This window comes from Methylovorus sp. SPW-M1, assembly GCF_053848825.1.
The window spans coordinates 894,651-913,858 of sequence record NZ_CM132626.1 but is presented as its reverse complement, the minus strand read 5'-3'; the positions used below and the strand labels follow the sequence as shown (position 1 = coordinate 913,858).

Below are 19,208 nucleotides of genomic sequence, written 5' to 3'. Positions count from 1 at the left end.
GCTTTCGGCCCCGGCTTAACGGCAGCTTGCCGTCTGGCTGCTGGCCCATGCCTGCGCCTGCTCGGCTACACGGGCAGCGAGGGCCGCAATGCTGCGCTGCTGGGCTTGCACCAGCGCGGCATAGCCACCGGCAGCGGGCTCCTGAAACTGGCCATGACAAAGGAAACGCAGATTGCCGGGCTGATGGGCCATACCCAGGCTCCAGTCTGCCTCCAGTTGCACCGATTGGCCCGGCCAGGCATCCAGCCGGCGCACCTGCACCTTGATGCGCAATACGGGCTGATCTTTGGGGGCGGCCAGCCCCGCCACATCCTGCGTCTGCAGGCGCTGGGTCAGTTGCGCGGAAAGCGCATTACGGAATTCATCCGCCAGCGGTCCCGCCCAGCGTTCACCATCCACCACGGCGACCTGGCTGCTGCCTTGCCTGACCACCAGCTGCGATTGATCGAGCTGCGGTGGAATGCCCACGGGCAACACTTCAATCAGGAAAGGGGCGGCAGCGGACGCCACTTGTGTGGGCGCCACTGGTGCCAGCAACGTGTGGTAATGCACTGGCGTCGAAGATGCACAGGCACCCAGGGCAAGGGCGGCCAGGCAACTCAGGGCAAGACGGTGGATCATGGCTTGGACTCCTCTTGTGGGGTAGGTGCGGCGGGCTTGCTCACCAGGGCAGGATCAGCCGGTCGCCCGCGCAGCAGCGATTCGGGATGACGCCCCAGCAGATCGGTCAGCTCGCGCAATGAGCGGGAGGTGCGCTGCACCTCTTGCAGGGTTTGCCCCAGATTCTGCGACAGGGGGGCATCGTCCGCCAGCACATTATCCACCCCGCTCAGGGTTTGTCTGGCTTGCTGCATGGTCTGGCCAGCATCCTGCATGGTTTGACGTGTTTGCTGCAGGGTCTGCGTGGTTTCGGGCAACACATGCGTATTAACCTGGGTCAGGGTCTTGTCCAGATTCACCAGTGAGGCATCCAGATGTTTGGCGATCGAATCCAGTGGCATTTTTTCGATTTTGGTGACGATATTGGCAATCTGCTCCTGCATGCGGTCAAAGCTGCCATTGATGGTCGGCAAGTTGATCGGGCGGGCGTTAACATCCATCTCAGCTTTGGGCGCATTGGGGACAAAATCCATGGCGATATAGAGTTGGCCGGTCAGAATGTTGCCCAGCCGTGCCTGGGCACGCAACCCCTGCTTGACCATGGCGTGCATGAAGACGGCAGCCTGCCTGTCATTATCACCTTCCAGTTTCGGCAACTTGTCCAGCACGCGCCCCATGCGCTCCGGATACACCAGCACCCCGACTACCGTCGGAAAGCGATGTTTGACCGGGTCGTAATCCAGGTTGATGGAAACCACCCGCCCCAGATCCACCCCTGAAAACTGCACGGGCGCCCCTACGGAAAGTCCGCGTAGCGATTGATCGAATTTGAGCTGGATGTATTGCGCCTGACCGTCAGGCGGCGCCATCGCCGTATCCTGATCGGCAGTCAGGGTAAATTCGGTATCCTTGTCTGCCGGACTGGCCTGGCTGCCCATGGGCGAGGCAAAGGCCACGCCGCCCGCCACAATGGTCGCGACGGATTGGGTCTTGAGCTTGAGGCCATCGGCGCCCAGCGATACATCGACGCCACTCGCATTCCAGAAGCGGGTATCCGTGGTGACATAGCGGTCATAAGGCGCATCAATGAAGATTTGCAGCTTGATGTCCTGACCGGTCTCGCCCAACTGATAGGATGCCACGCGCCCGACCTGAATCCGCCGGTAATAGACGGGGGAACCAATATCCAGCGAGCCCAGATCCTCACTCTTCAAGATGAAGGATTTGCCCGGCATATCGCCCACCACCGGCGGCGGCATTTCCAGTCCGGTAAATTCACTGGCGGTTTCTTCGGCCTGCCCCTTGTCCACACCGATATAAGCGCCCGACAGCAGGGTATCCACCCCGGAAATTCCGCTGGCACCGATGCGCGGACGCACGACCCAGAAGCGGCTATCCTTGCTGGTCAGGCTTTTAGCGCTTTGCATCAGGGCAACCTTGACCTTCACGTGCGAGCCATCTTCGCTGAGGGTAATGGCGGTGACGGCACCGACAGTGACGTCCTTGTATTTGACCGGAGTTTTACCCGCTTCCAGTCCCGTGGCCGTGCGAAAGAGGATGGTGATCTCGGGCCCCTCTGACAGCCAGGCATGCACCAGCATAGAGATGCCGATGGCAGCCGCCACGATGGGCACGATCCATATCAGCGAAATCCCCCAACGTCGGCGGTGGATGGCGGGGTGCCCAGGTTGCAGCGGTGTATCTGTTGTGTTGGTCATTCGTTGTCACCATCCCATATCAAACGCGGGTCAAAACTCATGGCAGAAAGCATGGTCATGATGACGACCATGCCGAAGAAAAGAATGCCGATGCGCGGCTCAATGTCACTCAAGCCCTGAAACTTGACCAGGGCCGCCACAATGGCCACGACCAGCACATCCAGCATCGACCAGTAGCCAACCAGCTCCACCAGCCTGTAAAGCTTGGCACGCTCCTTCATGGCCCAGCGGCTGCGGCGTTGCGATGTGGCAAACAGCACGCCCAGCACCACAAACTTGGTACACGGCACCAGCACACTGGCAATAAAAATGACCAGGGCAATGCCATAGGAACCGGATTTCCAGAACTCGATCACCCCTTGCATGATGGTGTTCTCGCTGCCACTGCCCATCAGGCTGGTGTACATCACCGGCAGCACATTGGCCGGGATGTAAAAAATCAGGCCCGCCAGCAGCAAAGCCCATGCCCGCGGAATACTGTTGGGGCGCCGCCGGTGCAAGGGGGCGCCGCAGCGCGGGCAGTCCACATGGAGGTCTGTCTCGGGCGCAAGACGGGATGACGCAATCGCCTTGGTGAGCGTATCTTCGCACACCAGCCCGCAGGCATGGCAGGTGATAACACCCAGGCGATGGGCGGATACCGGGCCTGTCATGCCCTTGCTTCCTCGGCGGCACGTGCCGGTTCGGTGATGTCCCATAGCCAGTGAATATCGCGATTGGCGATGATGGTCAGCAAGATCATCAGCAAGGCGGTCGCCCAGATACCCGCGCCCGGCGCCACCTGCAAAAAGCCGGAAAGCTTGATGACCGCCACCAGTATGCCCAGCAGGCAGACTTCGACCATGCTCCATGGCCGCAATGCCACCAGCATGCGCATGGCGCGCTCAAAGCCCGGGGCACGTTTTCCAAAGCGCGCATACGACAGCACCCAGCCCAGCAGGCTGATCTGCAAAAACGGCACGATAATGATGGACATGGCCGTGGGCACCGAAATCGGCGCCGCCGGGCCATGCGCCAGTGCTGCTGCGGATGCCCATAACGTGGCTTCGTTATGCAATCCCTTGAAGCTGATGTAGATCACCGGACAAACATTAGCCATCACAAACACGATGGCTGCGGCGATGGTCAGTGCCAGCCAGCGATCCACATCCAGCCGGCTGGCGCGATAAAGAATCGCATCGCAGCGCTCACAACGTGCGACTTGCCCGGCTGCCAATGGGGCACGCGTGTAAATGCTGTCGCAATGCTCGCAAGCCACCAGATGACGGTAAGTTTTCATTAGCGCGTGCGGGTCCAGTGCATCAGGGGTAAAAGCATCATCGTGATCGTGTTTTCCTTATGAAGGGGCAAGCGCATGGTGTTTTCTTGGGACGGCATCAAAGCAATTCTGCCAGCACACGGCATTGTGCAGTATGTCCGTTTTTCAAGGCCTCAGTTCTGCAACGCGCCATTTTTACTCACTGCCACTCAGCTTGAGTGATCATTCTAGAATGATCACTCAAGCTCGGCAACCGCTTATTTTGCTGTCCCGGTGGTATCGAGCACTGAGGCGCATTGCGGCATCATGGCGAGCAGGCCGGGCCACACGGCCTCCCACCCGTTCTGGTGATCCGCATCCGCCACATTGACTATGGTGTTATCGGGGCTGCATGCGGTGTGTGTGATAAAAGCGGCACTGATGGACGGCGGAATAACGCGATCACGCCCTCCGATAAAGTGCCGCTGCGGCAGATGGGCCAGCGCGCTGGCATAGGCAATGGGATTTTGCGACAAGGGCATGGCGCTGACATGGTGATATTGATTGACCGCTTCTGAATCCAGATTACCCGCCACCGTACGCAGGCTGATGACATCATGACGCCGGGCTGCCAGCATCACGGCAATCGCGGCGCCTCCGGAGTAGCCCACCAGTTCCAGACGCGGGGATGGCATGCCCTTGAGCAACTGGTCCAGCGCCTGATTCATGGCTGCCACCACTTCGGCAGAATAGCGTTTATCCGTCCAGTAAGCCTCGTTGCAGGCAGGACTTTTCTCCCGCGTATATTGGCAAGGCCGGGCAAGGTAGACCACATTCGGCAGAGGATCAAGCAGCGCGAGCCGCAAGCCCACGGCATAGCGCGGTGTAGGATCTGCAGCAGGTTCCCAGCGGGTCGACCAGGCATGTCCATCGCCTTCAATGTAAACGCGTATCGGAGTATCGGGACGCTCCATGCGCTTATAGCTCTGCAAGACAAAACCATCGCTCTCCAGCTCCACGGGCGTCATGCGCGCAGCGAGCAACATGCCGGGGCTCACCGGTTGAGGAGGGTTCATGGCACAGGATGCCAGTATCAAGAAGCAGCACGCGAGGCTGAGGGGTTTCAACATGGCGTCATCCAAATGGCGCAATCCAAAAAAAAGCGGGGTGTTGCCACCCCGCTTTGCTGACTTTACTTGAGTCCGAGCTAATTAAAAATCAAACCTCGCCTGCAACAATGCAGTTTGGCCGAGATATTGATTGCGGATTTCAGCATCGTAGCTCAACAGCAAGCTTTGCTTGAGGGTATTGTTGCCCACAATGCGGTAGCTGATGCCGAGATTAGCGCTATCACGCTCCTGGCTCACCGCCGAAGTACGGAAGGTGCTGCCACCCGCGGCAAAGCGAGCGGTCGTGTCCTGATCCGTATTCGCAAACTCATGCTGCCACAGGGCGCGGAGTTCGATGCCAGACTTCAGGCTGTCGATTTCCAGAGGCACAACGGCTTTGACGCCCAGGCCAGAACGCAAGGAATCTGTGTCACGACCACTGATGCGCAATGCGCCTTCCCCATGTTCGGTGTAGCCATTTTCATCCAGACGGCTATAAGCAAGCGAAGCTACCGGAATCAGCGAAGACTTGCCGATGCTGATCGGCTTGCCAGCATCCACCTTGGCGGTATATTGCCATGCCTCATGGCTGCCACTGACAGTGTTGTTGATGATGACACGACGGCTGTCATACTCATGGCGGCCAAGACCTACTGCGCCATTCAGGTACCAGCCATCCATCAGGCGTGTGCCATACAGGGTAGCCTGATAGCTATCGATATCCAGACGGTTGGACGAGGTCACGCCCTTGCCGCTGACATCGGAATTACCGTAGCTGATCGCAGCACCGACGCGCGTATTGCCATCGCCCACCAAGGTATCAGCACCAGCGGCGAAACCAAAGGCATCAGCATCATAACCATCCACCCCTTTGCGCTTATCCTGATCGCCGCGGAAACCAAAGGTCTGGAACCAGATGCCAGAAGACGTCGCCTGCTCACCTGTGGCCACGCCGCTCTTGCCACCGAGCTGGGCGATATTCAGGTTTTCCAGATGCTGACCAATCAGCCCGAACACCTTGTCGGTTGCCGATACTACGGCCTGGTAGCCTGCGTTGTTGGCCTCAGGCTTCAGTTGCTCCGCTGCCTTTTGTACCGCCGCATCGCCTTCCAGGTTTTGTACCTGGCTACCCAGCGTGCTGTCAAAGGTCAGCAGGTTGTTCAATGCGCTACGCGCACCTTGGGAAATACCGGTGATACCGCTTGTGCTGGTAGAGGACTCCAATACCAGACTGCCATTCGCATTCACCTCGGCCGTCCAGTTGATCAAGCTGTTTGCGCTGCTGACTTCAGGTAGGGTAGTAGCGCCTGCGCTCACTGTGGAGCCATTGATTTGATAGGTATTGGCAACGGTGAAGAACTCGCCATTCTTCACCACGACACCGCTTGCGACTTTGGGGGCCAGCGTGATGTCAGATTCATCGCCGCCTGCGGTGGTGACGATATTGAGCGTGTCCCCCATGCCAGCGATATTACCGGAAGGGTTCAGCAGGCTGCTGCCAGCACCACTGCCGAGAATGGTGGGTATCAGGGTAATGCTGCTTTCTACCAGACTACCGGATGCACTGCTGGATGCAGTATGGATCACCAGGTCTCCGTCAAAATCGCCTGCATTTTCAAAGGTGAATTGCTTGGTGCCGACCACGGTCCAGTTGCTGCTAACACCCGCTGTCCCGCCAACGGTATTTTCACCAGCGCTAGACGTGTTGCAGCTGCTGCATGTGGTATCCCGCTGATCAAGATCAATGTTTCCTGACAAGGTGCCCGTATTGACCAGGGTGTGCGTGCCATTGCTGTAGTAAAGATTACCGTTGATAGTGCCACTATTGGTAATCGCACTGTCAGCCTGACCCCATTGGCTATTGATGTTAAGTCGCGAATCAATGGTCGCACTACCGGTCGCTTCGCCATTGGACAAAGACCACCAACGCAGGGCCGCGCCGTTGACGGAAAGGATATCGCCATTGATGGTGCCGCCGTTATTGAGTGTCATGCTGCGGACTTCGCCGCTGTCGGATACATGAGCAACACCGATTGCCGTTCCGGAAATAACACCATCATTGTTAATCACGGATTCAGCCGCGCGGGTATAGATACCACTGGCATAGGTACCAGTGCCGCTGATGGTGCCGGTGTTGTTGATGGTGACGCTGACAGCCTCTTCTTCGGAATAGATACCTGCGGCCACCCCTATATTGGCAGCCGAAGTCGTGGAGGAATCGCTAAGGGTAACCGTGCCCTGGAATGAGGTTGCCGTGCTGGTTGTTTTGGTGATGGCATGCGATTGCACACCTGCAATCGTGCCACTATTGGTAATGACCATGCTCTCAACATCACCACCCACCTCGACACCATTGACCCGGCCAACGCCGTTATGAGTCGCGGTAATAGTGCCCGAGTTTTTAAGCGTGTATTCGCCTTCGACATCGGTGCCGACACCGACGACTGCCGCTGTATTCAGCCGGGTCTTGTTGGTCAGCATATTGGCATCGCTGATGGTGGCACTAATGGTGCCGCTATTGGTAATGCGGTTAACTTCATCCCCAGTGGCCGAGCCAGAGCCGATATATACGCCATATTTCTGCGAGGCATTGGCCGTGGTATTGGTATAGACAGAATCATTGACCAGGGTACCGGCATTCACAAATGTATTACCGTTCCCTTCCATCTGCACCACGCTGGTCGTGGTTCCTGTGGTCGAAATGGTGGCGGTATTGCTGAGCGTCGAACCTGCCGCATTGTTATACCGGCTGCCGTCGGTACAGGTGACATTATTCGCATCTGTAGACGGTGCAGAGCCCGTTGTACAGCCGGCAAACGCTTGATTACCCAACACCATCATGGGCAATGCCATGGCTACTGCCAGCGCTATCCCCTTAGGTTTTACTCCACGATCATGATTGTTTTGCACTGATTGTTCTCCACTGATTTTTTATAGGTTTACTTATTACGAAAAGCGGAGGGATTGTCAGAGAAGGTTCACAAAATACGTACAGATAAAATCCCGAATTAATTCGGGATAATTTCCCGGGAACTCACATGATGTGATGCCTGAAGGATTTCTGGCCTGGCATCCACAAATATCGGCAGTTCTAAAGACATGATTTGCCGGTCTCATGATGGTCATTCATGTGAAGAAACGGGCGATGTAAGCCGGAAGCGCTTGCATAGGCTATATTCATGGAAGGTGGCGCGCTGCTGATATGCATGATCAGCACCATGTGACATTGACGCGCTTATTTAACGTTTAACGAGAACCCCATCATGATCTCATCCTCAAACTGGCTAGTCTGGGCTTTGCTCTCCGCGGTGTTTGCCGCGATGACAGCCATTTTTGCAAAAATAGGCATACAGGGCGTCGACAGTGATCTGGCAACGCTGGTGAGAACCGGGTTCATCGTTGTGATTATGTCGCTTTTTGTTGTCATGGCGGGCAAGTGGACGAATCCCTTGACCCTGTCTGGCAAAACCTGGGTATTTTTGGGATTGTCCGGCCTGGCAACAGGGGCATCCTGGGTATGCTACTTTCGGGCATTGCAGATAGGCGATGCCTCCAAAGTGGCGCCGGTGGATAAACTGAGCCTGGTGCTGGTGGCTATTTTTGCCTTTGCTTTCCTCGGGGAGCGCCCCATTGCCCGCGAATGGGCAGGCATTGCATTGGTAGCGGCAGGCGTTGTGTTATTGGCATTGAAGCGATGAGCGGCATCGCCGATATCGGCAACATCGCCCAACAGCGGATCGGCCACCAAGCTTTCATGGCCACACCGTCACAGCAGCGTATAGGGAGCCGTAGCACATGATCAACAAACTGCAACGTAGCCTGGGCAAGCTTGGACCAGGACTGGTGACAGGTGCCGCGGATGATGATCCAAGCGGCATCGCGACCTATTCCCAGGCCGGCGCGCAGTTTGGCTACTCCATGCTGTGGACCATGATCTTTACCTTGCCGCTGATGGTCGCCATCCAGATGGTGAGCGCCCGCATCGGCTATGTCACGCGGCAAGGCCTGGCGGCCAATATCAAGACCAGTTTCCCGCGATGGGTGTTGCTGACGGTGGTCAGCATGTTGCTGATCGCCAATACGCTGAATGTGGCCGCCGATATTGCCGCCATGGCAGAGGCTTTGCGCCTTCTTGTAGGCGGTTCAGCGCATCTCTATGCCGTGGCGTTTGGGCTCATTTGCCTGCTGCTGCAGGTGTTTCTGCCTTATCGTACTTATGTGCGCTGGCTCAAATGGCTGACCTTGGCATTGTTATCGTACGTGGCGGTCGTTTTCACGCTGCATCTGGATTGGGGCATGGTCGTGGGGAAAGTGATCCATCCGGGCATCTCCGTCAACCATGACATGCTGCTGATGATCGTGGCGGTGTTTGGCACCACCATCAGTCCGTATCTTTTTTTCTGGCAGGCCGCCCAGGAAATGGAAGATACGGCAGACCTTCCCTCCCCCACCACGCAGGAGGTAAAGCGCAAGCTGCGACACATCAGGCTCGATACCATTATCGGCATGAGCTTTTCGAATCTGATTGCGTTTTTCATCATCCTCAGCACGGCTGCCACGCTGAATGCCGCCGGAATAACGGACATCCAGACCTCCGCACAAGCGGCAGAGGCCTTGAGACCTCTTGCTGGAGAATTTACCTTTATCCTGTTCAGCATGGGCATCATCGGCACTGGCATGCTGGCAGTTCCCATACTGGCGGGCTCAGCAGGCTATGCGGTAGCGGAGGCAGCAGGATGGCAAGGAGGTCTGAATTCCAGACTGGACCGCAACGAGGGACGTGGTTTTTACGGCGTGATTGCCGCCGCGACCCTGGGTGGCGTGATTTTCTGCTTTACGCCCATGGACCCCGTCAAGGAATTGTTCTGGGCTGCAGTCATCAATGGCGTGATTTCTGTCCCCATTATGGTGGTCATGATGCTGTTGGCATCCCGGGGCAGCATCATGGGGCCTCATGTCATCAGCCTGCGGCTGCGGTGGCTGGGCTGGGCAGCAACGGCGGCCATGGCATTAACGGTGGTGGCCATGCTTGCAACCTTATGAATACTGTCTATCAGGCTGGCTGCTTTTCTCGTAAGGCCAAGGCCACGTCATGCAACATGATCACAGCAAAATAAAACTGAACTCGCCTTCGCTTTTCAGTCAAATGAATTTGACCGGATAAGCTCATGATTACTGCCATATGTGATGTATTGAAGGAATGTTATAGCCGCGGATGGATATCGACACGGGATGGTAATGGATCTGTTCGCCGCAAAAACGAGAACTGGATATACGTCACGCCATCGGGTTCCAAAAAGCACCGGCTGGAAGCCGAAAGCCTGATCAAGCTTGAGTTTCAGCCTGACCACTCGCTGATACGACTTAACCCTGAGGATGGCGGCAAACCCAGCGGCGAAATCGAGCTGCACAGAAGGTTGCTGAAAGAGATTCCGGATACCCGTGCCATTATCCACGTGCATCCCACCTATACCATCGCCGCCATGTATGCCGGGCTGGACTTGCAGGCATTGTCACTGGATTTTCCCGAAATCCATCGTTACACGCGCGTGGCGCCCAATGTGCCGAACGTACCGGCGATCAGCCTGGAATTGGCGATGGCAACCTGCCAGGCACTAGATTTGCAGCCGGATGGGCATGTCTCGGCGGATATTGTGGGCTTGGACCGGCACGGGGTGATTGCCTTGGCGCGCGATCCCTGGGGAGCTTTTGAACATATTGAGCGACTGGAGCATATCTGCCAGATTGTGCTGGCCAGTGGCAATCTGCCCAAACATCGCATCGCCACAGACTTGCAAGCCCATGAGCCAGCCACGCACGCGCATGCCGATCTTGAAAAAACCGAGGAAGAAGAAACCCTGAATCCGGGCTTGAACAGCAGCAATGATATTTGACGGCATGGGCAGCGTTATCCGGGATGGATAACACTGCCCATGAATGACATCAAGCCTTAGCGTGAATATCTCGATTGCCGCTGCTGCAGTCGTAAACTCGCGCCTTACGACTTCGACTTTCAAGCCAGCATAGCCACTGGCTCAAGCTTGCCCTGTTGCAGGCTGCAACAACCGCTCGGGAGATCCAGAGGCGACAACCTTTCCTCGCTCCAGTACCACTATGCGGTCCATCTTTTTCAAAAGAGCCAGGCTGTGGGTGGCGAGGATGACTGTTTTCCCCCGGGTTAATTGATCGACCGCGTCGACCAGCTTCGCTTCTGTCTCGCCGTCCACCCCGGCGGTAGGCTCGTCCAGCAAAAAAACCTGGGGGGAATATGCCGCCCGCGCGAGATTGGCTGCAGCACTGGTTTTAGAGCGTGAGGCTCCCAGGGAGTAACTGGATTCATGGGCTTTGCGACGAGCGTCTTCCAAGGTCAGACTATCGACCTGCTCCTCCCCCATCAGCTCGGCAAGCGCCGCTGGCTGAGAGATCGGCACATAACCATCTGGCGAATTTACAAACAAGCGCAATTGCTGCAAACCGAACAGTGACTCATTCACATCAACTTCCGCCACTGCCGTGTTTGAGAAAAGAAATAAAGGCATTAAGAGCGATTTGGCGACCTTGCGCCACAACACGCGCTTGAGTAAGCGGTAACGGCAGGCATACGCTTGTGTTGATCCCTGAATAGCCAGCTTACGGTGCATGACTACAGAAGTTGCGCTCACAAGATTCAATATGGCCTGATCTATGTGGTGAACGCAGGGGCTAATGTTGCCATGAGCGCTCACCGTGATATTCCGGCATTCCACCATACCTAGCTTGCCAATTTCATTATTAACTACCCGTTCCCTGTGTCATTTCGCACGCTGTCAAAGCCGCGCCACTCGTCAGCATGAGCACTTCATGCCCCGGCAAATTTAATTAGTGAGCGATGATGCACAGGAATGGGAAGTTTAAACATTACCCCAAAGGGCGATAGCAAGGAGGTAACGAGGCGGCACTATGGCTTGGCTACCAAGCTTCAGTCTGAAAAATGCTGGGGTTACGCTCTAGTTTGGGAAATGCCGTATGGGCTTATGCATTCAAATTTATTCAGTGACTCATCCAGATGTTGCCAAATACAAACATACTAGTTAGTATGGTAAATAGCATACTAACTAGTATGCACCACTAAAAAACAACTACAGGAGAACAAGATGAAGCATGCAGTATTAGCAGCTCTGGTATTGGGCGGTCTTTCTTCCGGAATCGCATTTGCAGCAGGTAGTCTGAAAGCGGAACAATCCATTGAGATCAATGCAAAGACAGACGATGTCTGGGCAACATCGAGTAATTTTGGGGACTTGGGTGCATGGCACCCTGCCGCAACCAAAACCGAAATCGTAGAAGGTACGAACAATCAGGTCGGTGCGGTGCGTGTGATTACCTTGCCAGATGGCGGAAAGCTGAAGGAAAAGCTCGAAGCCTATGATGCGAAAAAGCACACATACTCCTACACCATTCTTGAGGGTGTGCTTCCCGTCAGTGACTATCACTCTACTTACACCGTGCATGCCGTCGGTGCCAATAAAACCAAGGTCACCTGGAAAGGCACATTCAATGCGGCGGGAGCAAGCAACGCCGATGCAGTCAAGACGATTAACGGTGTTTACAAAGGCGGCTTGGATAACTTGAAGAAAATCAGCGAAGCCAAGTAATCGCTAGTAAATGGCGCCTCCGGCTATCGAGGCGTCATTTATCTAGGGGGCAGATGCTATCAGTATCCTGGCCATGTCTTTGGCATGCGTGATGGCCTCTGTCTTGATCTGTACTTCACTACTGACCGAAGCACCTTCGATCACCATCTGTAGTTGCAGGGCCAGAACATCGGCATTCTTTTTACCGGCGGCATTCGCCAACTTGGCAAGCTGGTTTCGCAAATTGCGTGAAAATTCGACCGATGTCTGATGCACCGCGCTATCACTTTGCGGAAACTCAACGCCAGCGTTGATAAACGCAAACCCCTTGAAATCAGGATCTCCGATCAAATCCAGAAGATTGCTGACCAGATTAGTCAATTGCGTCTCGGCATCGGCGTGTTCATCGCCTTTGGCGAGGATACTCCATAGCTTATCGTCATAATCCTTCAGGTACTCAAGTATGAGCTGTTCCTTGGATTTGAAATATTTATACAAGGTTACCTTCGCGATATCGGCTTTGGCGACGATCGCATCCACACTCGTGGCATTGATCCCTTGCGTTAGAAAGAGATCCGAAGCGACCTCCAGAATATATTCGCGCATCTTAGTAGCCATATTGTTTTCCTCTGGGAACCCAAGAGACAGCCGTATGGCCGTTTGACGGAGGGAAGTAACACTCCCATTCACGATTCTGTTTATACCAAACCAGAAATTTGGTGAGCCTTTCACTATCCTGCAAAGGATGCATGGATGCTCGATAGGTAATGGTATTCATGTAGGCAGCCGCCTGATCCTGCGGCATGGCAAAGAGTTGGGGAGCAGGACAATGCCCGGAATCGATCTCCGCTTGCAGAGCCATCACTTTGGCAAGCAAATCGGGACTGATGGGCGAGGTCTCCAACATGGCTCTGTTATATGCAGCTTGATAATCCGCAGAAGCTTCCACCGCTATCTGCGACCCGACCAGGTAGCCCCCCACGGCGATCAGCACGCCCGCCACAGCGCCACCGCTCCAGTACGTCCATGTTGATTTCAACTTCGGTCGTTTGACGGCATCCTCAAGTATTGCCTTTGCCGCAATTCTGGCCGCATTGAGCGCTCCCAGGCCCGGGTTACGAACCTCCTCCGTCAATGCCCCTTGCAGAAGAATCAGCACTTGCGCCACGAACACATCCGGCTTTGCTATTTTGGCCTGGCTGGCAAGCTCTGTGAGCCTTGCCGCGAGCGCTGGGCATTGCTGATTAAGCATATGCTCGGCTTTAAACTCGGAAACAAACTGCTCCCTGATGCCAGGCGCACCAAGCCATGTTTCCAAACAGGAAAACAGCGAGAGAAGCTTATCGGCAGGTTTTTTCGCGCTGCTATCCAGCATGCGTAGCAACCATGAACTGTTCAGTATTTCCATGCACAAATACTATACTGTTTAGTATGCTTTTTCAAATAGTATGAATGCCGCATTCATTCAAAAAAAGAGATGGAAATTCACTCATTTGGATTCTTATCAATCTTGCCACACCTCTGCATGAGACCCATGCGTTGGCGGCGAAATCATCGATAAACAATCCATCGAAAATAAGGAAACTTTTCACCACTAGCACTCTCAAAGAGGGAGTGCTAAAATCAATTTCATGAGTGAGATTAACCCTATGACAAATGCCCTGACAATTCCTTCAGTGTCTTCACTGGACAGTCTTGATCAGTACCTGCGTACGATCAAGGCGTTTCCTGTATTAAGCGCCGAGGAAGAGTACGATCTGGCAACGCGCCTGCGCAAGGACAATGACATTGATGCTGCCAAAGGCCTCATCGTGTCACATTTGCGCCTGGTCGCCAGCATTGCCCGCGGCTACTCTGGTTACGGCCTGCCACAAGCTGATCTGATTCAGGAAGGCAACGTCGGCCTGATGAAGGCTGTGCGTCGCTTTGATCCTGATCGTGGCGTGCGTCTGGTCTCATTTGCCATGCATTGGATCAAAGCCGAGATACACGAGTACATCGTGCGCAACTGGCGCCTGGTCAAAGTCGCTACCACCAAGGCTCAACGCAAGCTGTTCTTCAACCTGCGCAGCATGAAGAAAAACAGCCATACCCTGAGCCCAGACGAAGTAGCGGATATCGCCCGTGAACTCAAGGTCAAGCCAGAAGAGGTCGTGGAGATGGAATCGCGCATGGGCGGCCATGAGATTTCGCTGGAAGGTAATAGCGATGATGACAGCGAAGACAGTTTCAGCCCGATTGCGTATCTTGAAGATCAACAGCCTGAGCCTTCAGAACTGCTGGCCGAACGCGAAGCGGAGCATAACCAGACCGTAGGCTTGGCTCACGCACTGGAAAGCCTGGATGATCGTAGCCGCCGGATTGTGCAAGCCCGCTGGTTACAGGAAAACAATAGTGCAACGCTGCATGATCTGGCAGCCGAGTTTGGTGTATCGGCAGAACGTATTCGTCAGATTGAGCAGAAAGCCATGCAAAAAATGAAGGGCATGCTGAGTGCAGCCTGAGCCAGGCATTTAAAATGCTGACTTAAAAAACCCGTCCTCGTGCCGGGTTTTTTCTTGGCCGACGGGGCCATGCATGGTGATCCAGTTTCGTAACAACACGCAATAAAAAAGCTGCCCGAGAGCAGCTTTTTTATATTCTGAATCAGTGCCGTCTTAGCCGAAAATCATAACCGACAAAGCGCTCATCCAGGACCATGTAATGAGCAAAACAACAATGGTCAGCGGCAGATTGGCAAAGGTGAACCAGGACTTGTAATCCTTCATTTCAAAAACCTCACAAGTTGTATTGTTATTCGTCGATTTTAGTATTTTTAGGCGCTTGCTTCAAGCGATTAAATGGAATCATGGGATCGTCATCGTCCATGAGGATACGCTGGGCGGGCCCTTCCATATCATCATACTGGCCACTTTTGATTGCCCACAGAATACCAAACGCGGCGATCACAATGAACACCACGGTCATGCCAAGCAGGAAAAGGAGCGTGGTGACGTTCATGCCGCTTGCGTCAGGGGAGCATCATCCTGCACGGATGCGAGCGCAGCATACATCTGCTGCCGCAGGTTTTCCAGATCTGCCAATTGCTGGCGGATACCGCTTTCAATACTCTCCAGCTCACCGATGCGGTCTTCCAAAGTATCCGTGGCTTTATAAATACGCTTGATGCTCTCAAGACGGCGCTTGAGTTGCAGCTGGTGCTCGCGCACTTGCGACTCCATGGGCGCGATCACGGCCTTCAGCCAGTTTTCCACATCGCGATTGGCAATTTCATAGACGTGAATAACGCGGGTTGCCAGCGTTTCGAAAAACTTGGAGGTGAGCGTCATTTTTTCATTGGTGATCATGTTGAGCGTGGTATTGAACTGCTCCTTGTACGCACGTTCCAGCTTTGCCAGCTCTTTCTGGTAGCGTAGCATGGAGAATGACGGCGCATCGGACTTGCGCAGGCCATGATCCTGATTGAATTTCTCGTACATCGCGTCCATCATTTTCTTGATCTCTTCGATCTGCGTTTCCGAGCTTTGCATGCGGGTTTTCAGATCCGCAAAAAATTCATCCATGGCACTGCGGATGTTTTTGGTAAAGGTCGCGGCAATCATCTTGTTGCGGGTGGTGGTCACCTGCTCGCGCAAGGCCTCCATGCCCAGCAGGCTGAATAGCCGATTGGTCTGCTGCGAAAACACGCTGCGCAGAGCCTGAAAGCGCTGCAAGCCTTTCTCGAAGTTTTCCTTGTCGACCTTCACTTTGTTCATCATGTGCTCAACCACATCTTCATTCTTGCCGCGCAGGCCCTTGAGTTCATCGAGCTGCTCGCTGAGCCCTTGCAGACGCGAATCCAGAATCAGGCTCGAATTGCCCAAGAGATCATCAATCTCGCTCTGGGTAGATTCCTGCACAATCTGTTTCTTGGAAGGGATAAGCTCATCCGACAGCGCCTTTTCCAGCTCAGGCAAGCGACTGCGCTGCAAGAGCGCCGCGTCGCCATTCACCTTGGCAAGCAGACCCTTCTGCGCCGAGATCGGGAAAATCTGGCCTGCGTCCAGCCCAAGCAATTCTGCGCTGGTCTGCACCTGCTTCTTGATTTCATCTTCGATACTCTGGCTATCCTTGAGTTCATCCCACAAGCCATCAATCTTGTTAAGCACCGCCAGACGGCCCTTCTGCTTCCAGCGGGTACCGCTGATGTATTGGCGCCAGACGTCGATTTCCGATTTGGTGACACCGGTATCTGCCGCCAGAATAAAGAGCACGGCATGCGCGTTGGGCAGCATATTGAGCGTCAGTTCCGGCTCGGTACCAATCGCATTCAGGCCAGGGGTATCCAGAATGACCAGGCCCTGCTCCAGCAAGGGATGCGGGAAGTTGATCACGGCATAGCGCCAGCAAGGCACATCTACGGTGCCATTAGCATTCAGGTTAAGCGCATCTTCCGGGTTATTGCGGTCAAACAGGCCATAGCGCTCGGCTTCTTCGGGACTCACCGACTTGGTGGTGCTGACCTCCTTGAAGGCCTCGATCATGCTGTCGCTATCGTCAATCTTGAATTCGATCACACGCCACTCTTCAGGGTAGCGCTTGTATTCGGTGGTGGTCGCGTCAGAAGCGCGCGTTTCAATCGGCAACAACTGCAGGCAAGCGGGCTTGGCGGGGTCGTAAAGCAGTTCGGTCGGGCACATGGTAGTGCGGCCAGCACTGGATGGCAGCAGGCGCTGTCCATAATCGGCAAAGAAAACGGCATTGATGAGTTCAGACTTGCCACGGGAGTATTCGGCAACAAACGCGACATTCAGCTTGTCTTCACGCAGACGCTCGAGCAGCTGTTGCAAACGCTGATCAATCTGGGCGTCGTTCAGCTCCTGTTCGTTCAGCCATTGGCGGTAATCCTGCACCGTATTCATCAGGGCTTTGCGCCATTCGCTATAAGCCGCGAACTGATGCGCCAATTTACTCTCTGCCATGGTACCCCCACCACACTTTATTATTCACACCACTCTAGCATGCCCGATTTTTAAGTCAAACAAATCAGGCGTATATTGTCAGTTCCTGCCAATCTCCCGCAACACGAAAGCCCTTATCTGGCGTGCTTATGCACGGGCTTGAAAGGGGAGATATCTGAATCCAGATTCGATGATTCTGCTATCATCAACTTTTTAGCCCAGTCACACGTCTCATGAGTGGATTAACCCCGGATTCCCCGCGACCAACCGACATTCGCCTGCATCAGAAATCGCGCCTGCTCGAGATTACATTCGATGACAACACGACCTGCATGCTGTCCTGCGAATTTCTGCGTGTTTACTCCCCTTCCGCTGAAGTTCGCGGACATGGGCCCGGGCAGGAAACCCTGCAAATCGGCAAGGAAGACGTCAACATCACCGCCATCAGCCCGGTCGGCAATTACGCCGTCAAACTGACTTTCTCGGATGGCCACGACACCGGGCTTTACTCCTGGGATTACCTTTACGAACTCGCCAGCCACTACGAAGCCCTGTGGCGCGACTACATAGGCCGCCTTGAGATGGCCGGCGTAAAACGCAAGACAGACAGCAACGCATAAGGAACACACAATGACCGATAAAACCCATTTTGGCTTCCAGACGGTGGAAGAACACGAAAAAGCCCGCAAGGTAGGCGAAGTGTTTCACTCCGTGGCGCGCAAATATGACCTGATGAACGACGTGATGTCAGCGGGTTTGCACCGCACCTGGAAGCGTTTTGCCGTCGAGATCAGTGGTGTAAAGGCAGGCGACCGTGTGCTGGATGTCGCCGGCGGCAGTGGCGATCTGTCACGCCTCTTTTCGCGGAAGGTCGGTAGCGAAGGCACCGTGGTGCTGACCGACATCAATGCTTCCATGCTGGGCGTAGGTCGCGACCGCCTGATGGATGAAGGCGTTGCCGTTCCTGCATTGCAATGCGATGCCGAGAAACTGCCTTTCCCTGATCAGCATTTTGACTGTGTGATTGTCGCCTTTGGCCTGCGCAACATGACGCACAAAGACCGTGCCCTGGCCGAAATGCACCGTGTACTCAAAACCGGCGGCCGTCTGCTGGTGCTGGAATTCTCGCAAGTATGGAAGCCGCTGGCCCCTCTATATGACGCCTACTCTTTCAAGCTGCTGCCGCTGATGGGCAAGCTATTGGCGCAGGATGCCGCAAGCTATCAATATCTGGCCGAGTCCATCCGCATGCACCCCGATCAGGAAACCCTGAAGCAAATGATGCTGGATGCCGGTTTTGGCAAGGTGGACTACTACAACCTGTCCGCCGGTGTGGTCGCCCTGCACAAAGGATGGAAAACCGCATGATCAAACCGCTGCTGACACGTCTGCTGGGCCATCTCATCAAGCAGAACAGCTGGGCACGGCCGCACCTGCAACCTTACGCCGGCAAGCATATCCGCTTGCAGCTGTTTCCGGTCAGCGCCACGCTCGTGGTGCTGGAGGATGGCGGTCTCGCCATGGCTGGTGACACTGCGATTTATGATGCCAGCATGCGCATCAGCCCTTCCCTCGCTTTGCGCCTGCTGGCAAAAGATGCCTCTGCCCATAGCGAAATCGTGCTGGAAGGCGACACCGAATTTGCCATCGCGCTGGGCAAAGTCCTGCAAGCCATGTCGTGGGATTACGAAGAAGACCTGAGCCACGTCGTGGGCGATGTGGCCGCCAGCCAGATCAGCCAGCGCCTGCAGGAAGGCGTCGCTGCCACGCGCAAGCAGGCGGTGAATCTCACCGAAATGGCGGCTGAATTCTGGCAGGAAGAACAACCGCTGATCGCCAAGAAGCGCCATGTGGAAGCGTTTAACCGTGATGTGGACACCCTGCGCGACGACGTCGGCCGCCTGGAAAAGCACATCGAAAAACTCAGCGCCCGGCTGGATGCCTTGCTGCAAAAGCAGTCCTGAGCGGGTCAATCTTTCACGCTCATTACC

At 54.9% G+C, this 19,208-nt stretch carries 19 protein-coding genes; 8 read left to right on the top strand and 11 right to left on the bottom strand.

Features of this window, described 5'->3' with window-relative positions:
- Window positions 1-15: 15 nt before the first annotated feature.
- The 6 genes from ACWWD9_RS04300 to ACWWD9_RS04275 all read right to left on the bottom strand — a co-directional run bounded on the left by ACWWD9_RS04300 (window position 16) and on the right by ACWWD9_RS04275 (window position 7,574).
- A complete protein-coding gene (locus tag ACWWD9_RS04300; protein WP_455867822.1) occupies window positions 16-621 on the bottom strand; it encodes a PqiC family protein in 606 nt (201 codons plus the stop codon).
- Window positions 618-2,318 (bottom strand): PqiB family protein, encoded by a 1,701-nt coding sequence (locus ACWWD9_RS04295; protein ID WP_455867821.1) that lies wholly within the window; start codon window positions 2,316-2,318, stop codon window positions 618-620. Before ACWWD9_RS04295 ends, ACWWD9_RS04300 begins: the two co-directional genes overlap by 4 nt.
- A complete protein-coding gene (locus ACWWD9_RS04290; RefSeq protein WP_455867820.1) occupies window positions 2,315-2,971 on the bottom strand; it encodes a paraquat-inducible protein A in 657 nt (218 codons plus the stop codon). Before ACWWD9_RS04290 ends, ACWWD9_RS04295 begins: the two co-directional genes overlap by 4 nt.
- Entirely contained in the window at window positions 2,968-3,597 is a 630-nt protein-coding gene (locus ACWWD9_RS04285; RefSeq protein ID WP_013442775.1) for a paraquat-inducible protein A, read from the bottom strand. Before ACWWD9_RS04285 ends, ACWWD9_RS04290 begins: the two co-directional genes overlap by 4 nt.
- 236 nt (window positions 3,598-3,833) lie before the next feature.
- On the bottom strand, window positions 3,834-4,631 hold the full coding sequence (locus ACWWD9_RS04280) for an alpha/beta hydrolase (protein ID WP_455867819.1): 798 nt from the start codon (window positions 4,629-4,631) through the stop codon (window positions 3,834-3,836).
- 135 nt (window positions 4,632-4,766) lie between these two features.
- Window positions 4,767-7,574 carry an autotransporter domain-containing protein gene (locus tag ACWWD9_RS04275; protein WP_455867818.1) on the bottom strand — a complete coding sequence of 936 codons (2,808 nt, stop codon included), beginning with the start codon at window positions 7,572-7,574 and terminating at the stop codon, window positions 4,767-4,769.
- A gap of 353 nt (window positions 7,575-7,927) precedes the next feature.
- On the opposite strand from ACWWD9_RS04275, the gene ACWWD9_RS04270 reads away from it, so the two are divergent.
- The 3 genes from ACWWD9_RS04270 to ACWWD9_RS04260 all read left to right on the top strand — a co-directional run bounded on the left by ACWWD9_RS04270 (window position 7,928) and on the right by ACWWD9_RS04260 (window position 10,558).
- The gene (locus ACWWD9_RS04270) at window positions 7,928-8,362 is read left to right on the top strand and encodes an EamA family transporter (RefSeq protein WP_455867817.1); all 435 of its coding nucleotides are present in this window, start codon (window positions 7,928-7,930) and stop codon (window positions 8,360-8,362) included.
- Between the two features lie 97 nt (window positions 8,363-8,459).
- Window positions 8,460-9,707, top strand: a complete 1,248-nt coding sequence (locus tag ACWWD9_RS04265; protein ID WP_455867816.1) for an NRAMP family divalent metal transporter — start codon at window positions 8,460-8,462, stop codon at window positions 9,705-9,707.
- Between the two features lie 125 nt (window positions 9,708-9,832).
- Window positions 9,833-10,558, top strand: a complete 726-nt coding sequence (locus ACWWD9_RS04260) for a class II aldolase/adducin family protein (RefSeq protein WP_015830579.1) — start codon at window positions 9,833-9,835, stop codon at window positions 10,556-10,558.
- Window positions 10,559-10,699: 141 nt separating this feature from the next.
- Here ACWWD9_RS04260 and ACWWD9_RS04255 read toward each other — a convergent pair whose 3' ends face one another.
- Window positions 10,700-11,305 carry an AAA family ATPase gene (locus ACWWD9_RS04255; RefSeq protein WP_455867815.1) on the bottom strand — a complete coding sequence of 202 codons (606 nt, stop codon included), beginning with the start codon at window positions 11,303-11,305 and terminating at the stop codon, window positions 10,700-10,702.
- Window positions 11,306-11,797: 492 nt separating this feature from the next.
- On the opposite strand from ACWWD9_RS04255, the gene ACWWD9_RS04250 reads away from it, so the two are divergent.
- Complete coding sequence (locus ACWWD9_RS04250) at window positions 11,798-12,298, top strand: SRPBCC family protein (RefSeq protein WP_455867814.1); 501 nt, start codon at window positions 11,798-11,800, stop codon at window positions 12,296-12,298.
- A gap of 42 nt (window positions 12,299-12,340) precedes the next feature.
- On the opposite strand, the gene ACWWD9_RS04245 is transcribed toward ACWWD9_RS04250, so the two are convergent.
- Together ACWWD9_RS04245 and ACWWD9_RS04240 are read right to left on the bottom strand one after the other, a co-directional pair.
- On the bottom strand, window positions 12,341-12,895 hold the full coding sequence (locus ACWWD9_RS04245; protein WP_015830586.1) for a TetR/AcrR family transcriptional regulator: 555 nt from the start codon (window positions 12,893-12,895) through the stop codon (window positions 12,341-12,343).
- Complete coding sequence (locus ACWWD9_RS04240) at window positions 12,885-13,685, bottom strand: hypothetical protein (protein ID WP_455867813.1); 801 nt, start codon at window positions 13,683-13,685, stop codon at window positions 12,885-12,887. The genes ACWWD9_RS04245 and ACWWD9_RS04240 overlap by 11 nt, the downstream gene beginning before the upstream one ends.
- 241 nt (window positions 13,686-13,926) lie before the next feature.
- Between ACWWD9_RS04240 and rpoH the strand changes: the two genes are divergently transcribed.
- Window positions 13,927-14,781 (top strand): RNA polymerase sigma factor RpoH, encoded by an 855-nt coding sequence (gene rpoH, locus ACWWD9_RS04235; protein WP_015830588.1) that lies wholly within the window; start codon window positions 13,927-13,929, stop codon window positions 14,779-14,781.
- Window positions 14,782-15,070: 289 nt separating this feature from the next.
- On the opposite strand, the gene ccoS is transcribed toward rpoH, so the two are convergent.
- Window positions 15,071-15,277 carry a cbb3-type cytochrome oxidase assembly protein CcoS gene (ccoS, locus tag ACWWD9_RS04230; protein WP_013442793.1) on the bottom strand — a complete coding sequence of 69 codons (207 nt, stop codon included), beginning with the start codon at window positions 15,275-15,277 and terminating at the stop codon, window positions 15,071-15,073.
- Window positions 15,274-17,238, bottom strand: coding sequence for a dynamin family protein (locus tag ACWWD9_RS04225; RefSeq protein ID WP_015830590.1), 1,965 nt, complete (start codon window positions 17,236-17,238; stop codon window positions 15,274-15,276). The genes ccoS and ACWWD9_RS04225 overlap by 4 nt, the downstream gene beginning before the upstream one ends.
- 212 nt (window positions 17,239-17,450) lie before the next feature.
- Between ACWWD9_RS04225 and ACWWD9_RS04220 the strand changes: the two genes are divergently transcribed.
- Genes ACWWD9_RS04220 through ACWWD9_RS04210 form a run of 3 tightly spaced genes read left to right on the top strand, consistent with a single transcriptional unit; the run spans window position 17,451 to window position 19,181 of the window.
- Window positions 17,451-17,837 (top strand): gamma-butyrobetaine hydroxylase-like domain-containing protein, encoded by a 387-nt coding sequence (locus ACWWD9_RS04220; protein WP_013442795.1) that lies wholly within the window; start codon window positions 17,451-17,453, stop codon window positions 17,835-17,837.
- Window positions 17,838-17,847: 10 nt separating this feature from the next.
- Window positions 17,848-18,585, top strand: a complete 738-nt coding sequence (gene ubiE, locus ACWWD9_RS04215; protein WP_013442796.1) for a bifunctional demethylmenaquinone methyltransferase/2-methoxy-6-polyprenyl-1,4-benzoquinol methylase UbiE — start codon at window positions 17,848-17,850, stop codon at window positions 18,583-18,585.
- Window positions 18,582-19,181 carry a ubiquinone biosynthesis accessory factor UbiJ gene (locus tag ACWWD9_RS04210; RefSeq protein WP_455867812.1) on the top strand — a complete coding sequence of 200 codons (600 nt, stop codon included), beginning with the start codon at window positions 18,582-18,584 and terminating at the stop codon, window positions 19,179-19,181. The genes ubiE and ACWWD9_RS04210 overlap by 4 nt, the downstream gene beginning before the upstream one ends.
- Window positions 19,182-19,208: the final 27 nt, after the last annotated feature.

Excerpts from the sequence above, each read along its gene's own strand:
- ACWWD9_RS04300 (WP_455867822.1), bottom strand. The coding sequence starts at position 621 with ATGATCCACCGTCTTGCCCTGAGTTGCCTGGCCGCCCTTGCCCTGGGT.
- ACWWD9_RS04295 (WP_455867821.1), bottom strand. The coding sequence starts at position 2,318 with ATGACCAACACAACAGATACACCGCTGCAACCTGGGCACCCCGCCATC.
- ACWWD9_RS04290 (WP_455867820.1), bottom strand. The coding sequence starts at position 2,971 with ATGACAGGCCCGGTATCCGCCCATCGCCTGGGTGTTATCACCTGCCAT.
- ACWWD9_RS04285 (WP_013442775.1), bottom strand. The coding sequence starts at position 3,597 with ATGAAAACTTACCGTCATCTGGTGGCTTGCGAGCATTGCGACAGCATT.
- ACWWD9_RS04280 (WP_455867819.1), bottom strand. The coding sequence starts at position 4,631 with ATGAACCCTCCTCAACCGGTGAGCCCCGGCATGTTGCTCGCTGCGCGC.
- ACWWD9_RS04270 (WP_455867817.1), top strand. The coding sequence starts at position 7,928 with ATGATCTCATCCTCAAACTGGCTAGTCTGGGCTTTGCTCTCCGCGGTG.
- ACWWD9_RS04265 (WP_455867816.1), top strand. The coding sequence starts at position 8,460 with ATGATCAACAAACTGCAACGTAGCCTGGGCAAGCTTGGACCAGGACTG.
- ACWWD9_RS04260 (WP_015830579.1), top strand. The coding sequence starts at position 9,833 with ATGATTACTGCCATATGTGATGTATTGAAGGAATGTTATAGCCGCGGA.
- ACWWD9_RS04255 (WP_455867815.1), bottom strand. The coding sequence starts at position 11,305 with ATGCACCGTAAGCTGGCTATTCAGGGATCAACACAAGCGTATGCCTGC.
- ACWWD9_RS04250 (WP_455867814.1), top strand. The coding sequence starts at position 11,798 with ATGAAGCATGCAGTATTAGCAGCTCTGGTATTGGGCGGTCTTTCTTCC.
- ACWWD9_RS04245 (WP_015830586.1), bottom strand. The coding sequence starts at position 12,895 with ATGGCTACTAAGATGCGCGAATATATTCTGGAGGTCGCTTCGGATCTC.
- ACWWD9_RS04240 (WP_455867813.1), bottom strand. The coding sequence starts at position 13,685 with ATGGAAATACTGAACAGTTCATGGTTGCTACGCATGCTGGATAGCAGC.
- rpoH (WP_015830588.1), top strand. The coding sequence starts at position 13,927 with ATGACAAATGCCCTGACAATTCCTTCAGTGTCTTCACTGGACAGTCTT.
- ccoS (WP_013442793.1), bottom strand. The coding sequence starts at position 15,277 with ATGAACGTCACCACGCTCCTTTTCCTGCTTGGCATGACCGTGGTGTTC.
- ACWWD9_RS04225 (WP_015830590.1), bottom strand. The coding sequence starts at position 17,238 with ATGGCAGAGAGTAAATTGGCGCATCAGTTCGCGGCTTATAGCGAATGG.
- ACWWD9_RS04220 (WP_013442795.1), top strand. The coding sequence starts at position 17,451 with ATGAGTGGATTAACCCCGGATTCCCCGCGACCAACCGACATTCGCCTG.
- ubiE (WP_013442796.1), top strand. The coding sequence starts at position 17,848 with ATGACCGATAAAACCCATTTTGGCTTCCAGACGGTGGAAGAACACGAA.
- ACWWD9_RS04210 (WP_455867812.1), top strand. The coding sequence starts at position 18,582 with ATGATCAAACCGCTGCTGACACGTCTGCTGGGCCATCTCATCAAGCAG.